This is a genomic window from Tumebacillus amylolyticus (assembly GCF_016722965.1).
GTDB classification, from domain to species: domain Bacteria; phylum Bacillota; class Bacilli; order Tumebacillales; family Tumebacillaceae; genus Tumebacillus; species Tumebacillus amylolyticus.
Window position 1 is genome coordinate 1 of record NZ_JAEQNB010000006.1, and the last position, 22,162, is coordinate 22,162.

Genomic DNA, 22,162 nt, shown 5'->3' on the forward strand with positions numbered 1-22,162 from the left:
AAGACCCCCTGTAGACGACAGGGTTGATAGGCTGGAGGTGTACGTGCCGCGAGGCATTCAGCTGACCAGTACTAATCGGTCGAGGGCTTATCCTAAGTTCTTGAATCACACACAAAGTTTGCTCCATCCAGTTTCATCCTGCCGCTTTAGCTCAGTTGGTAGAGCGATTCACTCGTAATGAATAGGTCATCGGTTCGATTCCGGTAAGCGGCACCACTGCTTCACCCTTGCAACACCTACAGAAATCACATAGGCCGGAGTGGCGGAATGGCAGACGCATTCGACTCAAAATCGAACGGGAAACCGTGGGGGTTCGAGTCCCTTCTCCGGCACCATTTCTGTATCGGAATGTAGCGCAGCTTGGTAGCGCGCACGCTTCGGGAGCGTGAGGTCCAGGGTTCGAATCCCTGCATTCCGACCAACTTTGCTACAAAAAAGCTCGATCTCTTCGGAGATCGAGCTTTTTTTTACATCTGCCGCAAAAACTTCACGGCGTTCCAAATCATCGTGCCTGCGAACAAGAGGAACGAAATCCACGCGTACACCCGATACCATTTCTTGACTTGCCCGCCGTGCTTCGCCGTTCGAAAACCGGCGATGGTGTCGGCATGACGGAGCACGCTGTTAAAAGGCCGACGACTCTCTTCCTCAGGCAATGGCTCCACATAGAGCTCGGTTTCATGCAACTTCCGACGGCTGTTCATCAAGCGACCCACCCCCTCATAAACGCAGTATACCAAAGATTCTGTCTATCGTGAAACCAAAACTGTAAATTTGTGTCTAAGACAGGGCAAGGGAAAGGAGGACCGTATGACCTATGGCTATTTTCAAACGCATTTTTAGCATTCTCACACGCAATCTCGCCGGACTTGCGGTGATGATCGTGTTTATCATCCTCATCGCCTTTCTGCCAACTGCCTTCTCGATTCGCATGCCGGAACCTGCCAACGCCAACAGCGGTGGGGAGAGAATGCAAGTCATCCAACTCGACAAGGAATGGACGATCAGCGACGAATCGGCCGCGTACATGACGATCAAGAGCGGTGGAGAGTCGGTCAATTTCAAATTTCCGCATGTCACAGGCTATTGGGACCTCGACGTCAACAAGCCGGAAACGATGAAAGCCGTCGCCACCGTCGACATCGCATCCCTCGATTCCGGCAATGCCATGCGCGACCATTCGGCAAGAGGCGAGAACTACTTAAACGCCGACCAATACCCACAAGCCCAATTCGAACTCAAATCCATCGGCTCCTGGCCCAAGCAATGGCAACCGAAAAAAGCGCAGCGCTTCATCCTCAAAGGAAACCTTACGCTCCACGGCGTCACCAAACCTGTTGAACTCGACACCGAAGCCAAGTACCTCGACGGTCGCCTTTTCTTGCAATCCAAATCAACCATCCACATGCCGGACTTCGGCCTCCCAATCGCAGACGGCGGGTGGCTGAGTGCCGAACCGGACGGTCAAATCCAACTGCAACTGATCTTGGAAGATCACGGCGGCCTCTCGCCGGAAAAAAAGGTGTCGAACGTGGACGTCGCCACTCTCGCCACACCGAATCCGAAAGCGGACATGACCACAACGTACAAAGCGAACGTCAACCTCAATCCGGCCGATCAAACGGTCAACGGCACCGTCGAAATTCACACCAAAAACGATACCCAAACCGTTCAAAATTCGCTCTACTTCCATCTCTATCCGAACCAATTCGAACACACCGAAGAACTCCAGACCCCTGTCTGGCAAAAGCTTCTCGGCACTCAATACAACCTTCCCGGCTGGATTGACATCTCCCGCGTGGAAGTTAACGGGCAGGAAGTCCCTGTCCAAGTCCAGAAAACCTTACTTCAAGTCCCGCTCCCATCTTGGCAACCGGGTGCCGACGCAACGGTCAAACTCGACTTCCACCTGATCATCCCGCGCAACCAGGGACGCATCGCCTACAACGAACACGAAATCTGGCTGGGCAACTGGCTGCCGATCCGCGCCGTTTTTGAAAAATCGGCCTGGCGACTCGATCCCTACTACGCGATCGGCGACCCGTTCTACAGCGAAGCAGCCAACTACGAAGTCAATGCCACCGTCCCGAACACCTACCGCATCGCGAGCACCGGCTCCGATCTCGAAATCAGCGACGACGGCAAGCAACGTCGGTACAAGATCTCAGCCCCACAAGTGCGCGAGTTCGCCATGGTGGCCCTCGACGACACCTACGTGTCGTCACAAGAGAACGTCGGCGGCGTGCAAGTCAAAACCTGGTACCGCAAAGCGGACAATGCCTATTCTGTCCAACAACTCCATGACACCGCGACGAAATCGATTGCCTATTTCAACCAACACTACGGGCAATACCCGTTCCCGGAGTACGATGTCGTCCCGGTAGGCTTCACCAGCGGAATGGAATACCCCGGTCTCGTCTTCATCAATGGCGACTATTTCAACACCCCCGACCCAAAAGGCATGTTCACCGTGCTCCACGAAACAGGGCACCAATGGTGGTACAGCGCTGTCGGCAGCGACCAGATCCGCGAGTCCTGGCTGGACGAAGGACTGAACGATTACACCAACATGCGCTACCTCCTGGAGAACGACCACATGACGGGCAAAGGCATGATCGAAGCCCGCGAGAAAAACCTACAAACCATCCAAACATATGAAAAAAACGGCGAGCTCATGGCCAACTCTCTCGACATGTTCTCCGGCTGGTCCTCCTACGGCGGCCTCGCCTACCAAAAAGGCTCCCTGATGTTCTACCATCTCGACCAAGCGGTGGGGCAGGAAACGATGGACCGCGTGTTGCAGCAATACTTTGAAACCTACCGCTACAAAAACGCACACGGCGAAGATTTGATCTCCCTGTTTGAACAGGAACTCGGCCCCGGCGTACGCACGTATTTTGAAACGTGGCTGCACGGAGGCGTTGCCGAGTTTACGCCACAGCAAGGAGGGAAGCGTCCATGACCAAGAGACGAATCATCGCAGTTTCCACGTTGTTTGCCTTGTTGTTGCTCGGGTTTCTGCTCTTCGATTGGTATCGGGGGAACCATGTAGACATCCAGAGCGTGTATCTGCAAGTCGAACCGGACCACATCCGTTTTTCCTCCGATACCTACACAGCGAACGTAAAAAGCTATCTCCACGACCTCGCACGCGGTGACCTCGGGTCGCTCTCCGTGCGCGTCAGAGGAGCGAACTCAAGCACCGAAATTCTCAAACTGATCGCCGACATGACAGGGCGTTCGGCGAAAGTGTTAGTGCCGGGACTTCTGATCGGAACGGTGGTCGGGATGTTCTTCGGCTGCCTGACCTTCTTTTTACCGGAAAAACTCCGCCGACTCGTGATCGGCTGGCACAACGTCCTGACGTCCATTCCGGATCTGCTCTTGATCTTGCTGCTCCAAATGGCGGCGATCAAAATCGACCAATGGACGGGCTCCTACGTCATCGGAGTCGTGGAAGTCTACAACAAGCCCGTCAACTTCCTGCCGATCACCACCATTGCGCTGCCGATCTCGGCGTACCTGTTCCTCTACACCGTCAACGCCTGCCGAGAAGCGCTGCACCAAGACTACATCCGAACGTTGCGCGGCAAGGGACTCCCGTTCCGGTACGTGTTCCTCAAACACGTTCTGCGTCCCGCCGCCGACTCTGTGCTCTCCGTCTTGCCCAAAATGGCGGCGTTCGCAGCTTCCGGGCTGGTCGTGGTCGAGAAGCTGTTCAACCTCCCGGGCGTGACGTGGTATTTCCAAGGGGTGTCCGCCTTTGCCCCCGTAATGGCAAAGTTGCTGGCCACGTTGTTGATGGTCCTAGCCATCTACTTTTTCGGTATCAAAATCCTTACGCAGTTGCTTCGCCTCTGGGTGAACCCGCTGCTGAGACGTTAAGCTGAGGAGAGTGTTGCAAGCATGACGAGAGTGACGGAAGCCTTGGGAATTGAACTCCCACTGATCCAAGCCGGGATGGCCGGCGGTTCGACCACCCCGCAGTTGGTCGCAGCAGTGTCCAACGCAGGCGGACTGGGAACGCTTGGGGCAGGGTATATGACGCCCGACCAGATGAGAAGCGCCATCCGTGAGATTCGCGCACTGACATCACGTCCGTTCGCCGTCAACCTCTTGCTGACGGAGCCCGTAACTCCCGACGCCGATCAAATTGCCGCCATTCAGGAAAAAATGAAGCCGTTCCGCACCGAACTCGGCCTCCCGGACCCGGTCCCGCTCAGCAAGTTTGCCGAGTCGTTCGACGAGCAGATGGCGGTCGTTTTGGAAGAGAACATCCCGGTTTTCTCCTTCACCTTTGGACTTCTGCCACCCCGATGGATGCAAGCTTGTAAAAAACAAGGCATCCTCCTCTGCGGAACCGCAACCACAGTCCGCGAAGCCATAATACTTGAAAAAAGCGGCGTTGACCTGATCGTCGGGCAGGGGAGTGAGGCGGGCGGTCACCGGGGGACGTTTGCCGGACCTTGGCAGGAAGCGATGATCGGAACGATGGCGTTGATTCCGCAAATCGTGGACGCCGTCGCCATCCCGGTCATCGCGGCCGGAGGAATTATGGACGCCCGCGGAGTGGCGGCTTCACTCCTGCTCGGTGCAGAAGCGGCGCAACTGGGTACCGCGTTTCTTACCTGCGACGAAAGCGGGGCGCACCCGCACTACCAACAAGCGATCTTGGAAAGCACGGAGGAGCAGATCACGACGATTTGCGAGTTCTCAGGCAAAGCGGCACGCGGCCTGACCAACACGTTCCACCAAGAGATGAAGCCCTGTGCAGACCTCCTCTCGCCGTACCCGATCCAAAACGCGCTTACCCGCGACATACGCCAAGGAGCGGCCCGTCTCAACCGCACGGAATTTATGTCCATGTGGGCAGGACAGGGTACACGCCTTGCCCGACGAGAACCGGCAGGGGAACTTCTCCGCCGCATCGCGCAAGACCTCGTTAAACTGGGATTTTAAGTAAAAGCACCCTTTCGCGTAAACACGTGAGAGGGTGCTTTTTTGACGAGTTCCGAAATAAGAATAAAAATTTTCCGAAAATACTTTACAAGTTACTTTAGGTGTCATATATTTATAACCAATCGATCTAAGTTGTTAAAAAGAAAGCTAAACAAAAGGGAGGATCATTCATGAACAAGAAACGTTGGACTGCGTTGGCAGTCGTTTCCGCACTCGTTTTTGCGGTAGCGACCACCGGTTCCTCGGCTACGGCTGCAGGGGTTGGCAAGGACAAAGCGATTGACAAAAAACTTAAGCAGGGGGCAGTTGCCGGCAAGATTGCCGCTGACTCCAAAGGCAATGAGAAAATCTCTTGGAACGAGAAAAAAGGCGTCCCGAACTTCGTATCTGGTAAAGTTTCGGCGAAGAAACTCAACAACGCAAGCGATGCAGTGGCAATTCTCGAAGAGAACAAAGACCTGTTCGACATGTCCTCTGCTGCGGACGAACTGAAACTGTCCGTGCAATCGACCGACAACTTGAACACCAAGATGTTCAAGTTCCAACAAACCTTCAACGGCGTCCCGGTCTTTGGCAATGAACTGATCCTCCACGCAGATAAAAACGGCGATGCTTCTTCCATCAACGGGTACTTCGACCCGGAAGTGAAAGCAAAAGGCCTGAACACCAAAGCGAAAGTTTCCTCCGCAGACGCGCTGAAAGCAGCGAAAAAAGACACCGGCCTGACCAATGTGAAGAACTTCAACATTGAGAAATCCGATCTCTACATCTACCAAACGCAGGACAGCGCCTACCACCTGGCATACCTCGTCGAACTCTCGACGCTTGAGAACAACGCTCCGGCGTACTGGGATGTCTTCGTCGATGCACATGACGGTTCCGTCCTGAACAAAATCGACAAAGTCGAATTCGCAGCAGCAGTCGGTTCCGGTAAAGGCGTCCTCGGCGACACCAAGTCGATCAACACCGAGTCGGTCACCGGCACCTACAACCTGCGCGACATCACCAAGCCGATGTACTCCACCGGCGGCAAGATCGAAACCTACACGGCGAAAAACGGCTCCACGACGCCGGGCACGCTGTTGACCGACACCGACAACGTCTGGACCGATCCGGCTGCCGTTGACGCTCACGTCTACGCAGGGGTTGTCTACGATTACTACTACAACAAACTGGGCCGCAACTCGTTTGACAACGCGGGCGGCACGATGAAACAAACCGTTCACTACAGCACCAACTACAACAACGCATTCTGGGACGGCACCCAGATGGTATACGGCGATGGCGACGGCTCGACCTTCATCGCATTCTCCGGCGGCCTTGACGTTGTCGGCCACGAGATCTCCCACGGCGTCACCGAGCGCACCGCGAATCTGACCTACTCCTACCAATCCGGCGCACTCAACGAGTCCTGGTCCGATGTCATGGGCAACCTGATCGAGAACAAAGCGGACAACAACTGGCTCGTCGGCGAAGACATCTACACCCCGGGCACTGCAGGCGACGCTCTGCGTTCGATGTCCTCTCCGTCCGCGTACGGCGACCCGGAAAACATGTCCCAATACGTGAACACTTCGTCTGACAACGGCGGCGTTCACACCAACTCCGGGATTCCGAACAAAGCGTTCTACAACTTCGTCACAACGGCCGGCGTTACCCGCGACAACGCAGGTAAAGTCTGGTACCGTGCGCTGACTCAATACATGACGGCTTCCTCGCAGTTCATCGATGCGCGCAACGCAACCATCCAAGCTGCGACCGACCTGTTCGGTGCAGGTTCCACCGAAGTGACCGCAGTCACCAACGCATGGACCAACGTCGGCGTCGTTCCGTCCGTTCCGACTCCGGGCGACCAATACGAGCCGAACGATTCCCAATCGTCTGCATACGGTCCGATCACGTCCGGCACGGCGTACTCCGGTACGATCTCGTCCGCATCTGACGTTGACTGGTTCAAGTTCACCACCGCAGCATCCGGCTCGATCTCGCTGTCCCTCTCCAACCTGCCGAAAGACTACGACCTGTACTTCTACGATGCAGCAGGCACGCAGCTCGGCAAATCGATCAACGGCAGCACCACCGCCGAATCGATCTCGTACACCGCAGCAGCAGCAGGCACCTTCTACGCGAAAGTCATCGGCTACAACGGCGCAACCAGCGCTTCGTCGTACTCCCTGACCGCAACGTACCCGACCTCCGCTCCGGTAGGCAACTGGTACTACGAAACCAAAGCATTCGATACCCCGCACCCGTACACCAACTCGTACACCGGTGCTGTTCACTCCTACACCAAAGCGGGCGCAACCAAAGTAGGTCTGCACTTCTCGCGCTTTGAAACCGAGTCCGGCTACGACTTCGTAAAAATCAAAGACAAAACCGGCACCGTGAAAAACACCTACAGCGGCACGCAAGCAGCGTTCTGGGTCTACGTAGACGGCGACACCGTCTCTTCGCAGCTCACGTCCGACTATTCCGTCACCGCATGGGGCTACTCGATCGACCAAGTTGCATACTTCTCCGCGACTCCGCTGGCGACCGAAAACGTATCTCCGGTGTACCCGATCCAAGGCAAGTAATCTTTTTTCAAAAAAAAGCCGTCCTACGCATCCGTTTCGGAGCTGAGGACGGCTTTTTTCTATATAAATACGCACTTTGTCGGACATAGTATATCAAACAACATCACGACGCAAGGGGGAATGGGATGCAAAAAACACGTAAACCGCCCGTCAAGGCCCCTCTCGACGGAAGCGGTGCCAATGTCAAGGGGGCAGCCGCCGTCAAAGGCTTACACGCGGTAAGCCTCGCCGGAATCGGCATCGGAGGTATTATCGGAGCAGGGTTTTTCCTCGGCTCAGGCTTGGCGGTACACCAAGCAGGTCCGGCGGTCGTGTTGGCATTTCTGCTCGGTGGCCTGATTATGATGCAGGTTCTGGGGGCGATGACGAGCGTCAACGTCAACCGGTTGGCGCATGGATCATTTCGCGTCTACGCCGAGCAGATGCTGGGTCCGTTTTACGGGTTCTTGATCGGATGGGTGGTCTTTTCATCAGGCGTCCTCGGATTGGGATCGGAAGCGTTGGCGATGGGGGTGTTCGCTCATCTGTGGTTGCCGCACATCCCGACTCCAATCCTCGCCACGGTGTTCACACTCGCCGTCGTCGGTCTAAACGCGCTGGGCGTACAGAACTTCGGGCGAATTGAGACGGTGCTTGGTGCCGTCAAAGTGCTGGCGTTGCTCGGCTTCATCGGAATCGGCGCGTATGCGATCGTCCGCCAAGGAGCTCTGGTGTCGCCCGCGCCGTTTGCGGGGCCGCGGGCTTTTTTCCCAACCGGGGGGAGGGGGTTGTTGCAGTCGATGCTGGTCGTGATCTTCTGCTACTCCGGCATCGGTGCAATCGCGATGGCTTCGTCTGAAGCGGAGAAACCCAAGCGCGACATCCCGCGTGCAGCCGTTTACTTGACGTTTGGCATCCTGGCGCTGTACGCCTTGTCGATGCTCGTGTTGGTGAGCTTGACAAACTGGAGCACGGTCTATACGGACAAGTCTCCCTTTGTGCAAGCGTTGACCGCAGGCGGGCACGGTTTGGCGGCCGATGTGATGAACGCCGTGATCTTGGTCGCAGCGTTCTCCGTGATGGCGGCGACGTATTACTCCACGATGACGATGCTCGTCTCGCTCGCCGAGGGGAAAAAAGCGCCGCATACGTTCTTGCGTCGCCAACCGAGCGGTCTCTATCGCAACGCCTGGATGGTCGTCGGGGGAGCGTGTTTGCTGGTCGTGGGCGTGTCGTACGTCATGCCGTCCAATCTCTTCAATTATTTGGTATCGGCATCGTCGTACTTCACGTTCTTGAACTGGAGTTTGAACCTCGTAACATTCCTTGTGTGGTGGAAAAAACGCTCTCCGCAGGAGACATTCCAATCCAAGTTGATCTTCGGACGACCCGGCGCGGTCGTGACCCTTGTCGCCATCGTCGTGCTGGCCGTGATGTCGTTGCGGGTTCCTGACTTTCGAATGGGGGCGTATTATGCAGCCGCCATCATCGCGGTCGTCTGTTTGTCCTACCTTGGATGGAGTAGTAAGGCGCGTCACTCGCGGAAATACTAGGTTCAAGGTTCTCTTGTAACGACTGGGGTGTTCATGTATAATATTTACCAAGTGACTGGTACGGGTTTCTGGTGACACGAACTAGGACAAGGTTTCCAATACGGCTTTTTTTATAACGGAGGTGTAGATTTGAGCAAGACGAACAACAAATTGTCGATTATCCCGTTGGGCGGCGTTGGGGAAATCGGCAAGAATATGACAGCGTATGTATTTGGCAATGACATCATTGTGGTGGACACGGGTCTCAAGTTTCCGGAAGAGGAAATGCTCGGTATTGACATCGTCATTCCGGACATCACCTATCTGATCGAGAACAAGAACAAAATCCGCGGGGTTTTCCTGACGCACGGTCACGAAGACCACATCGGCGGACTCCCGTACTTCTTGAAGCACATCAACGTTCCGGTGTACGGCACCCGACTGACCTTGGGTCTGGTCGAGGGCAAACTTCGTGAACACAATCTCTTGGATGTCACCAAGCTCATTACGATCTCCCCGCGCGTGGGAATCAAGGCGGGCGTTTTCACCGTCACTCCGTTCCTGAACAACCACTCCATTCCGGACACGGTCGGGTTCGCGATCGACACGCCGGAGGGGATCATCGTCCACACCGGCGACTTCAAGTTCGACTTCACGCCGGTTGACGGTCAGCATGCAGACATGTACATGCTGGCAGCACTGGGGGAGAAGGGCGTCCTCGCGATGCTGTCCGACTCCACCAACGCAGAGCGTCCGGGCTTCACGATGTCCGAGCGCGTTGTAGGTCAAACGATCGACGATGCGTTCCGCCAAGCGGACCGCCGCATCATCCTCGCGACCTTCGCATCCAACCTGCACCGGATTCAACAAGTCTTCGAATCCGCCGAGAAGTTCGGTCGCAAAGTCGCAGTCGTTGGCCGTTCCATGGTCAACAACATCAACGTCGCCATCGATCTCGGCTACCTGCACGTTGTCAAGGGCACGTTGATCGACGCAGACGACATCAACAAACTCCCGGCTGACAAAGTCGTCATCCTCTCGACCGGTTCGCAAGGCGAGGCGATGTCCGCTCTGACTCGCATGGCGCGTGCAACCCACCGCAAAGTCGAGATCATGCCGGGCGACACCGTCATCATCGCGTCTTCCCCGATCCCGGGTAACGAAAAATACGTCTCGCGCACGATCGACCAACTGTTCCGCATCGGCGCGAAAGTCATCTACCAATCCGTTTCCGGCGTTCACGTCTCCGGTCACGCTTCCCAAGAAGAGCTCAAACTGATGCTCTCGCTGGTGCGTCCGAAGTACTTCGTTCCGGTTCACGGCGAATATCGTATGCTCAAGAAGCACATCGAACTCGCTGTCGGCACGGGGGTTGACCCGGACAACTGCTTCATCGTTGACATCGGCGACCAGATCGAACTGCAGAACGGCAAAGCGCGCATCGGAGCGAAAGTTCCGTCCGGCACCGTCCTCATCGACGGTCTCGGCGTCGGCGACGTGGGCAACATCGTCCTGCGCGACCGCAAACTGCTCTCGCAAGACGGCATCCTCGTCGTCGTCGTGACGCTTTCCAAGCAAGACGGCACGATTCTCTCCGGTCCGGACATCATCTCGCGTGGCTTCGTCTACGTTCGTGAGTCTGAGCAATTGCTGGAAGAAGCGAACAAAATCGTCACCGGCACCCTGCAGCGCATGGTGGCGGAGAACGTCAGCGAGTGGTCTTCGCTCAAGACCGGCGTGCGCGATGCGCTCAGCCGCTTCCTCTACGAGCAGACTCGCCGCCGTCCGATGATCCTCCCGATCATCATGGAAGTGTAAGCCCTACCACCTTTTTGAAAAAGAGTCCTGATCCTCCCTTGGGAGGTTCAGGACTTTTTTGCATGAAGAGGGGCGAGGTGGTCATACTACGGAGGAGAACGATGAGGAGAGTGGTCACATGCAAGATTGGTTGAATGGCAAGATGGATATGCCCCCGGGCATGCCGCCAGTTGTCCCGCAGACCCCTCCGGGCATGCCGCCGATGGACCTTCCGATCGGCAAAGGCCCGGCAGATAACATCGAAGCACTCGGCACTCCGTCCGTTCCGGACACAGGAGCTTCGAACATCTATTGCATTTCGGTCATCGGGCAGGTGGAGGGACATGTCGTCCTCCCGCCGCAAAACAAAACCACCAAGTACGAACACGTCATTCCGCAACTGGTCGCTGCGGAACAAGATAAAAAAATCGAAGGCGTCCTGATCATCTTGAACACGGTCGGCGGTGACGTCGAGGCAGGTCTGGCGCTGTCGGAGATGATTTCGTCGCTCAGCAAACCGACCGTGACGCTGGTGCTTGGCGGCGGGCATTCCATTGGGGTGCCGATTGCGACGGCGTCCGACTTCTCGTTTATTGCCGATACCGCAACGATGACGATTCACCCGATTCGCCTCACCGGTCTGGTCATCGGCGTGCCGCAGTCCTTTGAGTATCTGGAAAAAATGCAAGAGCGCGTCATTCGCTTCGTCACCACCCATTCGAATGTCACCGAAGACAAATTCCGCGAACTGATGCTGACAACCGGCGAATTGGCTCGCGACATCGGCACGACGGTCGTGGGACGCGATGCGGTGAAGTACGGGCTGATCAACGAGATTGGCGGCATCGGGCCGGCGTTGAAGAAACTCAACGAATTGATCGGACAATACCGCGAAGGAACGTACAAAAAAGAGGTGATCCAGTAATGCTGATGTGGTCCACAGTGCCGGAGGAGTTCGTTTTCGAAGGCATGGAGAACACGACGTACAACTGGATCGAAACGGAAGTTCAAGGCGTGAAGATGGTCGTCGAGCCGAGCTCGGAGAAACCCGGCACGGGCCGAATCATCCGTTTGCTCTGCCCGAAACCAGAGTCCTATCTAAACCCGGCGTACCAACCGGGGATGACCGTCAATCTGATTTAGGAATCTGATTTGAGAAGGAGGTAGGCAACATGTCGACTCAATCCAAACTGCGCGAAGTGCTGGACAGCGGACAGACCGTCAACGTCACGCTCTCCAACAACAAACCGCACCTCTCGGAGCGCGAAGGTCTCCAGACCGTCACGGGCCGTCTCGTCTCCACGAACTCCCCGGACGTCGTACAAGTGCAACCGCTCGACGGTGCGCCGGTTCCTGTGCCGGTGTCTCGCATCATGACCATCGAATAGTGAGAGTTGGGAAAAAGCCGTCTGCCACGAGCAGGCGGCTTTTTATTTCGCGTGATTTTGGAGGAAAATGGGGAGGTGCAGGAGAATTGGTAAAAGTAATTCTTGAAGGGAACGGAGCGAACCTATGGCACGAGCAAAACCTAAATCCAAACCGAAGGATCAAGGCGCGAGCAAGATCGACCTCGCCAAGAACTTCCTCAAATTCGAAATCATCGGGCTCTCGTTGATTGCAGCGGCGATTTTGGGGTTGGCTGCTTCCGGTTGGGTGGGACGGACGATCGACTATCTGTTCATCCTGCTGGGCGGCAACTTGGATTGGTTGCTCGAATGGTATTTGATCTACTACGCGCTTTATCTGATGGTGTACCGTCAACGATTGAAGATGAACGCCAGACAGTGGGGGATCGGGCTGTTTTTGGTCGTGATCCTCACATGGTCGCATTTGAATTTGTTCGACGACTTGAACAAAGCTCATTTCAAAGAACCTCCGAACATGTGGAGCGCCACGATTGATCGGATCTCCGCGCAGGCGGACTACAACACCAGCGTCCCCGTCTCCAAAGCCGGAGTGGTCAAACAGAAACCATCCGCCGGCGGCGGTCTCACCGGATACGTGGTCTTCATGTCCACCCATTACCTGTTTGATACGGCAGGGACCCTTTTCGTCCTGTTGGTGGGCGGTTTGATCTCGATCTTGCTGTTCACGAAGCGCTCGCTTGTGGCGACGCTCGGCAGTGGTAAGAACCGTGCCGCCAAACGGATGTCTGGCACGTGGGAAGCCCTGCGCGAATGGCCCGGCCTCCTGCGGGAGAAAAAAGAAGCCCGCCGCGAGGAAAAAGCGGAGCGTGCCGCAGCCGCAGCTTCCAAGAAAGACAACGTCGTCTCGCTTTACGACGACTCACCTCCTTGGGATGACGAGGACGAGCATGCGGTCGTCGCAGAAGTGAGCAGCCCCCCTAGAAGCCCCGTCTCGATTCCGGTCACCCGTCCCGAAGAGGGAGAGAGCGACATGGAGTTCACCGTCCGCAGTTTCGCAGATCAATTGGTCCGCGAACAGCAATGGGACACCGAGCCTTCTGAGGGCGAAGGGGCGGAGGACGCACTTTCGATCGAACTGCCGCGCTTCGTCCAAGCCAAGGACTCGCCGCAAATCAAAGTGCAGTTCCCAAGCGAACCGTTCACCAAAGCCAAGGAACCTCCCAAACCGCCGTCCTCTGCACCGACGATGCCGGTCAAGGGGGTGCCGGGCGAGGTGGAACCTGTCGAGCCGTTGAAGATCGACTTCACACCGGCCGTCGAAGATCACTACGAAATTCCGCCGATGTCACTGCTCGACTTGCCGAATAACGGCCCCGCCCGCGTCGGGATCAACGCCGTGAAAGCGAACGCCCGCAAATTGGAGCAAACGTTTGAGAGCTTCGGCGTGCAAGTGAAGGTCGTCAATGCCCAGATCGGACCGACCGTCACGCAATACGAAGTGCAGCCGGCCGTCGGCGTCAAAGTTTCCAAGATCGTCAACCTCGCAGATGACATCGCGCTCGCGTTGGCAGCGAAGGACATTCGAATCGAAGCCCCGATCCCCGGCAAGTCGGCGGTGGGCATCGAAGTGCCGAACGCAGAAGTCGCCATCGTCACCCTGCGCGAAGTGTTGGAAACCTCGGAGTTCCTGCAGAGTGACAACAAATTGAGCGTCGTGCTCGGTCGCGACATCTCCGGCCAGCCGATCGTCGGCAACCTCGCCAAGATGCCGCACGTTCTCGTCGCGGGTGCCACAGGTTCAGGGAAGTCGGTTTGCGTCAACGGGATCATCACGTCGATTCTCTACAAAGCCAAACCGTCCGAAGTCAAATTCATCATGGTCGACCCGAAAATGGTCGAGCTCAACGTCTACAACGGCATCCCGCACCTCATGGCTCCCGTCGTCACCGACCCGCGCCGTGCTGCGTATGCGCTGAAAAAAGTCGTCGCGGAGATGGAGCACCGCTACGAGCTGTTCTCCAAGACCGGCATGCGCAACATGGACGGCTACAACGCGATGATGGTGGAAAAAGGAGCCCAACCGCTCCCGTACATCGTCGTCATCGTGGACGAGTTGGCAGACCTGATGATGGTCGCACCGGGCGACGTCGAAGATGCGATCTGCCGGTTGGCGCAAATGGCGCGTGCGGCGGGGATTCACATGATTATCGCAACGCAACGTCCGTCTGTTGACGTCATTACCGGCGTCATCAAAGCGAACATCCCGTCGCGGATCGCGTTTGCCGTTTCGTCGCAAGTGGACTCGCGCACGATCCTCGATGGTTCAGGAGCGGAAAAATTGCTCGGTCGAGGCGATATGCTCTATCTGCCGGTCGGTGCTTCCAAGCCCGTTCGTGTGCAAGGGGCGTTCCTCTCCGATGCGGAAGTCGAACGGGTCGTCACCTATTCGAAATCCCAAGGAGAGGCGAACTACACCGTCGATCTCTCCGGCCCGTCCGCCGACGAAGACAAAGGGACGGGCGAGGACGACCTCGACGATCTGTTCTACGATGCGGTCACTTTGATTGCAGAAACTCAGCAAGCATCCGTTTCTCTGCTGCAACGCAAGCTCAAAGTCGGCTATGCCCGCGCTGCGCGGCTGGTCGATCAGATGGAAGACCGCGGATTTGTCGGACCTTTTGAAGGCAGCAAACCGCGCGAAGTACGCGTCACCCGTGACCAGTGGGCGATGATGCAACAAAATGGGGCGACTTCCGAATGAATCGGAAGTCGCTTTTTTTGCGAGAATATACAGAGCGTGGTAAAGATTTGTTTTTAGAACTTTGAGATTTTGTAAAGATGCCAAAAAATATCTGGCGCGAATGAGTCGAAACTTGTAGAATAGGTATGGTGTCAGACATCTGACCAAGGAGGCTACTGTGAATATTCGTCCGGACACTCGTCCTCTGTACATGCTGGTAATCGATCGCGTGAAGGAACTTATGAGCCAAGGAGAATGGTCTCCCGGCACCCGCTTGCCCTCCGAATTCGAACTCGCCAAACTCTTTGGCGTCTCGCGGGCTACGTTGCGAGAAGCGTTGCGCGTGTTAGAGGAGGAAGGTGTGGTCGTGCGACGTCACGGCGTCGGAACGTTCCTGGCAGACCGTTCTGTCGTACGGGCTGGCATCGAGCAACTGTTCAGTGTGACCGAGTGGATCGAACGGGCCAACCGTGTCCCGGGGACTATCGAGAAGCAGGTCGGGGAGATGCTGCCCTCGGAGGAGGATCGCGACCGGCTGAGCCTCAGCGAACGCGAACAGATCTACTTCATGACGCGCATCCGCACCGCTGACGGCGATCCTGTCGTCTATTGCGAAGACCGCATCCCGGCCCGTATGCTTCGGCACGGTTGGAAGGGATTCAACGGTTCCCTGTTCGAGTTGTTGGAAGCGTCAGGCTCCGTGATTTCGTATGCACAGACCGAAATCAAGCCGGTTGCGCACCATGACAGCGTTTTCGCGGCGCTCGGAGTTCGTCCGGGAGAAGCTCTGCTCTTGTTGGAGCAGTTGCATTTCGACACGAACGACCAACCCGTGTTGCTGTCGTCCAACTATTTCCGCACGGATACTTTTCATTTTCACGTGTTGCGCCGTCGTCCGTAGGGAAACCTACATTCAGTACATACCTTGCATCGGTTTCGAAGAGATGCTCTGACCAAAACAACCAAAAGTGAGGGACAAATAGGATGAATGCGAAAAAAGTAATGGGTCTCGCGGTTACCTCTGTTATGGCCGCTTCTCTGGTAGCGGGTTGTGGAACTTCCAGCAACGACACGAAAGACAACGCCCAAGGCGGTACCGACACCGGCAAGAAACTGACCGTTGCGATGGTTACCGACATCGGCGGGATCCATGACAACTCCTTCAACCAATCGGCGAACGAAGGTTTGGACAAAGCGGTGAAGGATCTCGGGATCACCAAAAAAGTGGCAGAATCCAAGCGTGCGGAAGACTACACCCCGAACCTGAACTCGTTTGTTAAGGGCGGCAACGTCGACCTGACGTGGGGGATCGGCTTCCTGATGGCGGACGACATCAAAAAAGTCGCACAAGCCAATCCGAACGCAAAACTGGCGATCATCGACTCCGACCTCGGCGGCGACATCCCGAAAAACGTTGAGTCCGTCACCTTCAATGAAAACGAAGGCTCCTTCCTCATGGGCGTTCTCGCTGCGAAGATGTCCAAGACCCACAAAGTCGGGTTCGTCGGCGGCGTGAAGTTCGCTCTGATCGAGAAGTTTGAATATGGCTTCAAAGCAGGCGTTAAAACGGTTGACCCGACCGCAGAAGTCACCGCTGTCTACGCAGACGCGTTCGACAAGCCGGACAAAGGGAAACTGCTCGCTTCCCAACTCTACCAACAAGGCGATGACATCATCTTCCACGCGTCCGGCGCAACCGGCGACGGTGTCTTTGCAGAAGCAAAGGAACGCGGTGCAGGCTACTGGGTTATCGGGGTTGACCGTGACCAATACGACCTCGCTCCGAAAAACACCCTGTCTTCGATGGTTAAGCGCGTAGACAACGCAGTCTACACCGTCGCGAAAGACCTCAAAGACGGCAAGTTCGAAGGCGGCAAAGTCACCACCTTCGCACTGAAGGACGGCGGCGTTGACTACGCTCCGACCACCAAGAACAACACTCCGCAAGACGTTATCACCTTGATGGACGATTACAAGAAGCAAATCATCGACGGCAAGATCAAAGTTCCGGCAACCGCCGATGAGTTCAAAAACTTCAAGTAAGTTCCAACGAAACAAGGCTAGTGAGCAAACCACTAGCCTTGTTTTTGGGTAAGAGACCCGGAATGCAGGGAGGGAATGCTGTGCCGGCTGTCGTCGAAATGCTGGGGATCACCAAGCGATTCAATGGTTTTACAGCAAATGACAACATCAACTTGATCGTACAAAAAGGTGAAATTCACGCACTGCTCGGAGAGAACGGGGCTGGGAAATCCACGCTCATGAATACGTTGTTCGGGCTCTATCAACCGGATGAGGGCGAGATTCGCATCCGGGGAGAGCGGGTGAAGATCACCGACCCGAACATGGCGAACCGACTCGGAATCGGCATGGTGCATCAGCACTTCATGTTGGTCGAGCCGTTTACCGTCACGGAGAACATCATCTTGGGCATGGAGCCCAAAGTCGGCGCCAAGATCGACATTCGCAAAGCGGAGCGCCATGTACAGGAACTGTCGGACCGCTACGGCCTGCGTGTCGACCCGAAAGCGAAGATCCGCGACATCTCGGTCGGGATGCAACAGCGGGTTGAAATTCTCAAGACCCTGTACAGAGGGGCCGAGATCTTGATCTTCGACGAGCCGACGGCGGTCCTCACACCGCAAGAGATCGGCGAATTGATGCAGATCATGAAAAACCTCGTCTCCGAGGGCAAGACGATCATTTTCATCACCCACAAACTCAAGGAAATCATGGCGATCTGCGACCGTTGCACGATCATCCGCAAGGGGCAATACATCGATGCCGTCTCGATTGAAGACACCAGCGTCGATGACCTCGCCTCCAAGATGGTCGGTCGTCATGTCACCTTCGAAGTGGACAAAACACCGGCGCAACCTCAAGGCCCGGTGTTGCAGATTCAAGACCTCGTCGTCGAAGGCAGCCGCGGTGCAGATGCGGTGCGCAACTTGAACCTCGAAGTCAAGGCGGGCGAGATTCTCGGCATCGCCGGGATCGAAGGCAACGGCCAATCCGAACTGATCGAAGCGATCACCGGCTTGCGCAAATCCAAGTCCGGTTCGATTCTGCTCAACGGCAAGCCGATGCAGAACAAAAAACCGCGCCAGATCGTCGAATCAGGCGTCGGTCACATCCCGGAAGACCGCCACAAGCACGGTCTCGTCCTCGACTATTCGATCGGCGAGAACATGGTGTTGCAAACCTACTACAAGTCGCCGTTCGCCAAGCGCGGCGTGTTGCGGTACAACGCGATCTACGAGTATGCCCGCAAACTGATCAGACAGTTTGACGTGCGCACCCCGAGTGAATTTACACCGGCTCGTGCACTGTCCGGCGGGAACCAGCAGAAGGGGATCATCGCCCGCGAGGTCGATCGCAACCCGGACCTGCTGATCGCAGCGCAACCGACTCGCGGTTTGGACGTCGGTGCCATCGAGTTCATTCACAAAAAACTGGTCGAGCAGCGCGACGCGGGCAAAGCGGTGTTGCTGATCTCGCTGGAATTAGACGAGATCCTCAATGTCAGTGACCGCATCGCCGTTATCTATGAAGGCCAAATCGTCGGGATCGTCCAACCGGAAGAGACCGACCATGACCAGCTCGGCCTCCTCATGGCCGGCGGCGGCAAAGGAGGGAAGTAACCATGATCTCCTCGATGCAAACTTCGCGTTGGAACGCGATCCTCGTCCCGGTATTGGCGGTCATCCTAGGCCTTATCGTGGGCGGGTTGCTGATGCTGCTCATGGGGTATAACCCGATTGTCGGCTTCGGCTCTGTCTTCCAAGGGATTTTTGGCAACATGTATTTCATCGGCGAGACCTTGCGCGCCGTAACCCCGCTGATCTTTGCAGGTCTTGCGGTCGCGTTTGCGTTCCGTACCGGCCTGTTCAACATCGGGGTCGAAGGCCAATTCATCGTCGGTCAATTGGCGGCAGCGTGGGTCGGAGCATTTTGGACCCTGCCCACAGGTTTGCATGCAGCCGTGGCGATTCTCGTCGCCATGATCGCAGCAGGCCTCTATGCCGGGATCGCCGGCTGGCTCAAAGCAAGACTTGGCGTTCATGAAGTCATTACGACGATTATGTTGAACTACATCGCGCTGTTCGGGGCAAACTGGACGATTCGCACGTACTTGATCGGTGCGTCGGAGCGTTCCAAAGACATCCTGCCCTCGGCGTCGTTGCAAGCCCAGTGGTTGTCCGACCTGTTTGAAGGCGCACGGATCAACTGGGGTCTGTTGCTGGCGCTGGCGTTCTCGCTGATTTGCTATTGGTTGCTCATGAAGACCACGACCGGTTATGAACTGCGCGCCGTGGGCTTCAACCCGCACGCATCGGAGTATGCGGGGATGAACGTCTCGAAAAACATCTTCCGTGCGATGCTCATCTCGGGTGTACTGGCCGGCATTGGCGGCGCGACCGACGTGTTGGGCGTCAACGGCAACATGGCGATCTCGGCCGGATTCACCGGCATCGGGTTTGACGGGATCGCGGTGGCGTTGATCGGCAACAACAACCCGTTCGGTGTCATCTTCGGCGCGTTGCTGTTCGGCGGCCTCTCGTTCGGGGCTGACAACATGCAACGGGTAGAAGGAATCCCGACGGAATCGATCCAGATCGTCATCTCGATCGTCATCTACTTCGTCGCCGCAGCGACCATCGTCAATTGGTTCCTCGGCAAGCTCCGTCGTCGTCAGGGGGTATCGCAGAAATGAATTTCACCGATATGCTGATCACCATACTCAACGGCACGATCATTTTTTCCACGCCGTTGATCCTGGCGGCGCTCGGCGGCGTCATCAACGAGCGTGCCGGCATCGTCAACATCGGCTTAGAGGGTCTGATGACCATCGGGGCGTTCGCCGCAGCGGTCGTTACGATCTGGACAGGCGAGACCTTGGGTCTGCCGGGCTGGATGGCTCCGTACTTAGGCATTATCGCCGCGATGATCGCCGGGATGGTTTTCGCCGTCCCGCACGCCGTTGCTTCTATTGACTTGAAAGCTGACCAAGTCGTCTCGGGTGTCGCGTTGAACTTCTTCGCAGCCGGTTTTGCTCTCTTCATGGTCAAAAAGCTCTTCGAAGGAGCCGGTCAGACCACGACGGTTCAGAACGTGTTCACGAAAGTCAACATCCCGTTCCTGAGCGACATCCCGGTCATCGGGCCGGGTCTTCTCAAGATCTACCCGACCTCGTATCTTGCGTTTATCCTCGTCGGTCTCGCGTACTGGATGCTCTACAAGACGCCGTTCGGTCTGCGTCTGCGAGCGGTCGGCGAACATCCGCGTGCAGCGGATACCGTCGGGGTCAACGTGCGCAAAGTCCGTTACCTTGCCGTGATCCTGTCCGGCGGTCTAGCGGGCATCGGCGGCGGGACGCTGTCGATTGCGATCTCGTCGAACTTCCAGCACTCGACCGTTTCCGGTCACGGCTTCATGGCGCTGGCGGCGATGATCTTCGGCAAGTGGCATCCGGCCGGCGCGATGGGCGCAGCGCTGTTCTTTGGCCTTGCGACCGCACTTGCGGTCTCCGGGCAAGTTCTCGGCCTCACCGCGTATGTACCCAGTGAGTTCTTGAACGCACTTCCGTACCTGTTGACCATACTCGCACTCGCGGGTGTCGTCGGCCGTGCCGAAGCACCGGCAGCCTCGGGCAAGCCTTATGAAAAGGGCAGCCGTTAATTCCACAAGTCTTGAAAAAGTAAAAGAGTCCCGTTTTCGGGGCTCTTTTTTATTAACCGTCATTAAGTTCTCCCTATACACCTTTTAGTCTCGATGGTATAATTTTCACTGACAGCTTGTCATCTGAGGACTCCGATTGGTTTTGGGGGAGGGGAAGCGTATGATCATTCAAGAACGAAAAGTATATGTCACTCGCTTGCAGTCGGGAGCTGTCTTGTCACGGGATGTGTACAACGACCGAGGGCAACTTGTTCTGCCGAGTGGAACGGAGCTGACCACGTCGCAGATCGTGCGGTTGAAGCAGATGGCGACGATTGAAGTTTGGGTGGTGGAGTATATGGTGGGCCCGGCGGCACCGCTTGAGTCGCAGATTCCGGCGGCTCCGACGCACGTCAGCACACAGCCCAAACCCACACTGATGGATTGTTACAACAGCATGATCGGCTGCATGGAAACCCTGTTCCAAGAAGCGCAGATCTACGGGCGGGTCAACTTGGACAACACCAAGAACTTACTGCGCAACTTGGCGGACAGCATGGCGCAGGAGACGAATTTTTTGCATTTGGTGATCAACTTGCGCACCTTGGACGAGTACACGTTCCAACATTCGGTCGGGGTCGGCTTATTAAGCAAACAGATCGGGGAGTGGATGGGCCTAAGCGAGAGTGAGTGTGAAGAACTCCTGCTCGCGGGCACGGTGCATGACATTGGGAAGTGCCGCATCGACCCCGCGATTCTGCAGAAACCGTCCCGTTTGACGGAGGAGGAGTACGAGATTGTCAAACACCACGCCTTTTATGGCTACGAGATCCTCCGCAACTCCGGCGTGAACGTGCGCATCGCAGCGGCGGCGCATGAGCATCATGAACGAAGCGACGGGAGCGGGTATCCCCGCGGTTTGAGCCATGACCAGATCGCTCCGATCGCGCGCATCGTCGCCGTGGCTGACGTATTCAACGCGATGACGTCGCGCCGTGTGTACAAGGACGCTCTGAGCTACTACCGCGTGCTCGACGAGGTTCAACAGGACGCATTCGGGGCCCTCGACCCGCAAATCGTCCAACTGTTCGTACGAAAAATGACCTCGTTCTTCGTCGGCAACGAAGTCGTCCTCAACGACGGAACGGTAGGAACCGTCGTGCTCGTGCCCCCGGACCGCCCTACACGGCCCCTGTTGCGCACGGAGAACGGGTTTATTGACCTGCTGCAACAATCCAACTTGTATATCGAAGAAGTGAGAGCGATCTAGAGTCGCTCTCTTTTTTTATGATATACTGGTGGAGAATGGCAACGATAGGAGGACAACATCCCAATGGCATCGCAAAACGCGCTGGAGCGCCTGTTCAAGGAACAGAAGTTAACGGTACAAAAAGTTTCCGAACTGACCGGCGTCTCTTCGCTCGCCCTTGAATACATGGTCGAGAACAATACGCAGCCCAAACCCCACGTCGCACAAAAAGTGGCCAAGGTGCTGAACGTCTCGGTCGATCAGATTTGGCCGAAGACCGCGAAGTAATTTCAATTTATTTCTTG

At 56.2% G+C, this 22,162-nt stretch carries 18 protein-coding genes, 3 tRNA genes and 1 rRNA gene; 21 read left to right on the top strand and 1 reads right to left on the bottom strand.

Translation table 11 applies throughout. From position 1 onward, the window contains the following. The 4 genes from JJB07_RS17675 to JJB07_RS17690 all read left to right on the top strand — a co-directional run. Positions 1-95, top strand: a 23S ribosomal RNA gene (locus tag JJB07_RS17675); the annotation flags it as partial. 45 nt (positions 96-140) lie between these two features. Beyond that, positions 141-216: transfer RNA gene (locus JJB07_RS17680), tRNA-Thr, on the top strand. A 37-nt stretch (positions 217-253) separates the two neighbouring features. Continuing rightward, a tRNA-Leu gene (locus tag JJB07_RS17685) sits at positions 254-335 on the top strand. A 9-nt stretch (positions 336-344) separates the two neighbouring features. Beyond that, a tRNA-Pro gene (locus JJB07_RS17690) sits at positions 345-421 on the top strand. 46 nt (positions 422-467) lie between these two features. Here JJB07_RS17690 and JJB07_RS17695 read toward each other — a convergent pair. Next, positions 468-704: a hypothetical protein gene (locus tag JJB07_RS17695; protein ID WP_201637349.1), complete on the bottom strand. Its 237-nt coding sequence runs from the start codon at positions 702-704 to the stop codon at positions 468-470. A 113-nt stretch (positions 705-817) separates the two neighbouring features. On the opposite strand from JJB07_RS17695, the gene JJB07_RS17700 reads away from it, so the two are divergent. The 17 genes from JJB07_RS17700 to JJB07_RS17780 all read left to right on the top strand — a co-directional run bounded on the left by JJB07_RS17700 (position 818) and on the right by JJB07_RS17780 (position 22,145). Next, positions 818-2,962: a YceI family protein gene (locus tag JJB07_RS17700; RefSeq protein WP_201637351.1), complete on the top strand. Its 2,145-nt coding sequence runs from the start codon at positions 818-820 to the stop codon at positions 2,960-2,962. After that, a complete protein-coding gene (locus tag JJB07_RS17705; protein ID WP_201637352.1) occupies positions 2,959-3,885 on the top strand; it encodes an ABC transporter permease subunit in 927 nt (308 codons plus the stop codon). The genes JJB07_RS17700 and JJB07_RS17705 overlap by 4 nt, the downstream gene beginning before the upstream one ends. 21 nt (positions 3,886-3,906) lie before the next feature. Next, positions 3,907-4,959, top strand: coding sequence for an NAD(P)H-dependent flavin oxidoreductase (locus JJB07_RS17710; protein ID WP_201637354.1), 1,053 nt, complete (start codon positions 3,907-3,909; stop codon positions 4,957-4,959). A 170-nt stretch (positions 4,960-5,129) separates the two neighbouring features. Further along, positions 5,130-7,535 carry a M4 family metallopeptidase gene (locus JJB07_RS17715; protein WP_201637356.1) on the top strand — a complete coding sequence of 802 codons (2,406 nt, stop codon included), beginning with the start codon at positions 5,130-5,132 and terminating at the stop codon, positions 7,533-7,535. 125 nt (positions 7,536-7,660) lie between these two features. Continuing rightward, positions 7,661-9,067, top strand: a complete 1,407-nt coding sequence (locus tag JJB07_RS17720; RefSeq protein WP_201637358.1) for an amino acid permease — start codon at positions 7,661-7,663, stop codon at positions 9,065-9,067. 129 nt (positions 9,068-9,196) lie between these two features. Beyond that, the gene (locus JJB07_RS17725; RefSeq protein ID WP_201637360.1) at positions 9,197-10,864 is read left to right on the top strand and encodes a ribonuclease J; all 1,668 of its coding nucleotides are present in this window, start codon (positions 9,197-9,199) and stop codon (positions 10,862-10,864) included. A gap of 118 nt (positions 10,865-10,982) precedes the next feature. Further along, entirely contained in the window at positions 10,983-11,768 is a 786-nt protein-coding gene (locus tag JJB07_RS17730) for a ClpP family protease (RefSeq protein ID WP_430727235.1), read from the top strand. Continuing rightward, complete coding sequence (locus JJB07_RS17735) at positions 11,768-11,986, top strand: YlzJ-like family protein (RefSeq protein ID WP_201637362.1); 219 nt, start codon at positions 11,768-11,770, stop codon at positions 11,984-11,986. The genes JJB07_RS17730 and JJB07_RS17735 overlap by 1 nt, the downstream gene beginning before the upstream one ends. Positions 11,987-12,015: 29 nt before the next feature. Then, on the top strand, positions 12,016-12,231 hold the full coding sequence (locus tag JJB07_RS17740) for a hypothetical protein (protein WP_201637364.1): 216 nt from the start codon (positions 12,016-12,018) through the stop codon (positions 12,229-12,231). A 124-nt stretch (positions 12,232-12,355) separates the two neighbouring features. Next, positions 12,356-14,971 carry an FtsK/SpoIIIE family DNA translocase gene (locus JJB07_RS17745; protein ID WP_201637366.1) on the top strand — a complete coding sequence of 872 codons (2,616 nt, stop codon included), beginning with the start codon at positions 12,356-12,358 and terminating at the stop codon, positions 14,969-14,971. A 157-nt stretch (positions 14,972-15,128) separates the two neighbouring features. Further along, positions 15,129-15,851 (top strand): UTRA domain-containing protein, encoded by a 723-nt coding sequence (locus JJB07_RS17750; protein ID WP_201637368.1) that lies wholly within the window; start codon positions 15,129-15,131, stop codon positions 15,849-15,851. An 83-nt stretch (positions 15,852-15,934) separates the two neighbouring features. Further along, positions 15,935-16,993 carry a BMP family lipoprotein gene (locus JJB07_RS17755; RefSeq protein WP_201637370.1) on the top strand — a complete coding sequence of 353 codons (1,059 nt, stop codon included), beginning with the start codon at positions 15,935-15,937 and terminating at the stop codon, positions 16,991-16,993. 80 nt (positions 16,994-17,073) lie between these two features. Next, complete coding sequence (locus JJB07_RS17760; RefSeq protein WP_201637372.1) at positions 17,074-18,591, top strand: ATP-binding cassette domain-containing protein; 1,518 nt, start codon at positions 17,074-17,076, stop codon at positions 18,589-18,591. A 14-nt stretch (positions 18,592-18,605) separates the two neighbouring features. Continuing rightward, the gene (locus JJB07_RS17765) at positions 18,606-19,664 is read left to right on the top strand and encodes an ABC transporter permease (RefSeq protein ID WP_201637695.1); all 1,059 of its coding nucleotides are present in this window, start codon (positions 18,606-18,608) and stop codon (positions 19,662-19,664) included. Further along, positions 19,661-20,629 carry an ABC transporter permease gene (locus JJB07_RS17770; protein WP_201637374.1) on the top strand — a complete coding sequence of 323 codons (969 nt, stop codon included), beginning with the start codon at positions 19,661-19,663 and terminating at the stop codon, positions 20,627-20,629. The genes JJB07_RS17765 and JJB07_RS17770 overlap by 4 nt, the downstream gene beginning before the upstream one ends. Positions 20,630-20,789: 160 nt before the next feature. Then, positions 20,790-21,878, top strand: coding sequence for an HD-GYP domain-containing protein (locus JJB07_RS17775; RefSeq protein WP_201637376.1), 1,089 nt, complete (start codon positions 20,790-20,792; stop codon positions 21,876-21,878). A 63-nt stretch (positions 21,879-21,941) separates the two neighbouring features. Next, complete coding sequence (locus tag JJB07_RS17780) at positions 21,942-22,145, top strand: helix-turn-helix domain-containing protein (RefSeq protein WP_201637378.1); 204 nt, start codon at positions 21,942-21,944, stop codon at positions 22,143-22,145. The last annotated feature ends 17 nt before the right edge of the window (positions 22,146-22,162 follow it).

Coding starts and splice junctions, on each gene's coding strand:
- JJB07_RS17755 (WP_201637370.1), top strand. CDS start 15,935: ATGAATGCGAAAAAAGTAATGGGTCTCGCGGTTACCTCTGTTATGGCC.
- JJB07_RS17780 (WP_201637378.1), top strand. CDS start 21,942: ATGGCATCGCAAAACGCGCTGGAGCGCCTGTTCAAGGAACAGAAGTTA.
- JJB07_RS17705 (WP_201637352.1), top strand. CDS start 2,959: ATGACCAAGAGACGAATCATCGCAGTTTCCACGTTGTTTGCCTTGTTG.
- JJB07_RS17720 (WP_201637358.1), top strand. CDS start 7,661: ATGCAAAAAACACGTAAACCGCCCGTCAAGGCCCCTCTCGACGGAAGC.
- JJB07_RS17730 (WP_430727235.1), top strand. CDS start 10,983: ATGCAAGATTGGTTGAATGGCAAGATGGATATGCCCCCGGGCATGCCG.
- JJB07_RS17715 (WP_201637356.1), top strand. CDS start 5,130: ATGAACAAGAAACGTTGGACTGCGTTGGCAGTCGTTTCCGCACTCGTT.
- JJB07_RS17735 (WP_201637362.1), top strand. CDS start 11,768: ATGCTGATGTGGTCCACAGTGCCGGAGGAGTTCGTTTTCGAAGGCATG.
- JJB07_RS17770 (WP_201637374.1), top strand. CDS start 19,661: ATGAATTTCACCGATATGCTGATCACCATACTCAACGGCACGATCATT.
- JJB07_RS17765 (WP_201637695.1), top strand. CDS start 18,606: ATGCAAACTTCGCGTTGGAACGCGATCCTCGTCCCGGTATTGGCGGTC.
- JJB07_RS17745 (WP_201637366.1), top strand. CDS start 12,356: ATGGCACGAGCAAAACCTAAATCCAAACCGAAGGATCAAGGCGCGAGC.
- JJB07_RS17700 (WP_201637351.1), top strand. CDS start 818: ATGGCTATTTTCAAACGCATTTTTAGCATTCTCACACGCAATCTCGCC.
- JJB07_RS17740 (WP_201637364.1), top strand. CDS start 12,016: ATGTCGACTCAATCCAAACTGCGCGAAGTGCTGGACAGCGGACAGACC.
- JJB07_RS17695 (WP_201637349.1), bottom strand. CDS start 704: ATGAACAGCCGTCGGAAGTTGCATGAAACCGAGCTCTATGTGGAGCCA.
- JJB07_RS17710 (WP_201637354.1), top strand. CDS start 3,907: ATGACGAGAGTGACGGAAGCCTTGGGAATTGAACTCCCACTGATCCAA.
- JJB07_RS17775 (WP_201637376.1), top strand. CDS start 20,790: ATGATCATTCAAGAACGAAAAGTATATGTCACTCGCTTGCAGTCGGGA.